The 2138-nt window shown below is 77.9% G+C and carries 1 protein-coding gene; it reads right to left on the bottom strand.

The genetic code is table 11. The features are described from left to right. A partial coding sequence (locus tag BBH68_RS36825; RefSeq protein ID WP_245738493.1) for a polyketide synthase dehydratase domain-containing protein occupies positions 1-2121 on the bottom strand: 2121 nt, incomplete at its 3' end. Between the last annotated feature and the right edge of the window lie 17 nt (positions 2122-2138).

Raw genomic sequence — 2138 nt, forward strand, 5'->3', positions numbered from 1 at the left:
ATCCCGGAAGTTGATGCCGGCGGCACGCACGGCGACGCGCACCCGACCCGGGGCGAGCGGCTCCAGCACCTCCGGACAGGCCACGACCGACACGCCGTCGATGGTGCCGGTGTCCTCGCACGCCAACCGCCAGGCGGCCGCTCCCGGAGGCGGCGTCAGCTCCGGCGCCGCCGCCCGCTCGAGCCGCGGTATCAGCACGAGCCCCCCGCGCACCGCCAGCTGCGGCTCGTCCAGGGCCACCGCCCGTGCGACGGCGTCCCGCACCTCCTCGGGCCCGGCGTCGTCGTCGATGTCGCACAGCAGGAAGCGGCCCGGGTTCTCCGCCTGCGCGCTGCGCACCAGGCCCCACACCCCGGCCGCCGCCGGGTCGGGGCCCGGGGCGTCGGGGCCCTCGTCGGCCTCCCCGGCCGCCACCGCTCCCCGGGTGACGAACACCAGCAGGGCGTCGGCCGGCACCGGTTCCGCCAGCCAGCGCCGCGCCAGCTCCAGCGCGCCGGCGGCCGGTTCGTCGCCCTCGGCCGCCGGTACCCCGACGAGCACCGTCCGGGGGACGGCCTCCCGCGCGTCGTGCGCGGCGAGCAGGGCGTCGAGGTCGGCGTAACGGGGCGGCCCGGCCTCCGGCGAGGAGAACGGGAGCGGGCCGCCGTCCAGCGACGCCCACCCCTCGGCGGACACCTCCGGCGCCCCCGCTGCCGCCGCAGGCGGCGGCAGCGGCACCCACGCCACGGTGAACAGCCCGTCCACCGTCCGTGCGCCCGCCTCGCGCAACTGCCGGGCGCTCGTCGGGCGCACGGTCACGGACTCGGCGCTGAGCACGGTCTGGCCCGCCTGGTCGGCCACCACGAGCCGGAAGCCGCCGTCCAGGGGAGACATGCGGACCCGGGCCGCGCGGGCGCCGGTGGCCCACAGCGACACCCCGCTCCAGACGAACGGCAGCCGCAGCCGCCCGTCGTCCCCCCGGCCGTCCAGCGCCACCGGGTGCAGCGCCGCGTCGAGCAGCGCGGGGTGGATGCCGAACCCGTCGGCGCCCTCGTGGGCCGCCTCCGGCAGCGCGACCTCGGCGAGCAGGTCGGCGCCCTGCCGCCAGGCGGCGGTCAGCCCCCGGAAGGCCGGGCCGTAGCCGTAACCGAGCGCCTCGGCGCGGCCGTAGAAGTCCGCCACGTCCACCGGCTCGGCGTCCCGCGGCGGCCACACCGCCTCCGGCGCCGCCTCCGGGACGCCCGGCGTCCTCGGGGCGAGCTGTCCGGTGGCGTGGCACGTCCAGGGCGACGAGCCGTCCGCGTCCGGACGGGAGTGCACCCGCACCCCGCGGCGGCCCTGCTCGTCGGGGGCGTCCGCCACGACCTGGACCCGCAGCCCGCCGGACGCGGGCAGCGCCATCGGCACCTGGAGCGCGAGCTCCTCGATCCCGCCGCAGCCCGCCTCGTCGGCCGCCCGCAGCACCCACTCCACCAGGGCCGCGCCCGGCACCAGAGGGGTCCGGGCGACGACATGGTCGGCGAGCCAGCCGCCACTCGCGGCGGCGGGGAGCCGGCCGGTCATCACCAGGCCGCCGTCGGCCAGTTCGACCGCGGCACCGAGCTGGGCGTGGGCCACCGAGGTGAGCCCGGCGCTCCGCAGGTCACCCGGTCCGCCGTCCAGGCCGAGCCAGTAGCGCCGGCGCTGGAAGGGGTAGGTGGGCAGGTCGGTGGTGACGCGCGCGTCGGCGGGATACCAGGAGTCCCAGGCGATCGGCAGTCCCGTGGTGTACGCGCGGGCGACGGCGAGGGCGAGCTGGTGGGGCCCGCCCTGGTCGCGCCGGAGGGTGGGGACGGCCGCGGCGGGGACACCGGCCGCCTCGAAGGCGTCCTGCATGCCGGGGATGAGCACCGGGTGGGGGCTGACCTCGATGAAGTGGCGGTGTCCGTGTCCGATGAGGGCGGTGAGCGTGTCGGCGAAGCGGACCGGCCGGCGGAGGTTGGTGAACCAGTAGTCGGCGTCGAGCCCCGAGGTGTCCAGGCGCTCGGCGGTCACCGTGGAGTGGAAGGCGATGTCGGAGCCGGTGGGCGTCAGACCGTCCAGGGCGGAGACGATGTCCTCCCGGATACGGTCCACATGGGGCCCGTGGGAGGCGTAGTCCACGTCGATGGTGCGGGTCC

The sequence above is a fragment of the Streptomyces sparsogenes genome, assembly GCF_001704635.1.
Taxonomy (GTDB): domain Bacteria; phylum Actinomycetota; class Actinomycetes; order Streptomycetales; family Streptomycetaceae; genus Streptomyces; species Streptomyces sparsogenes.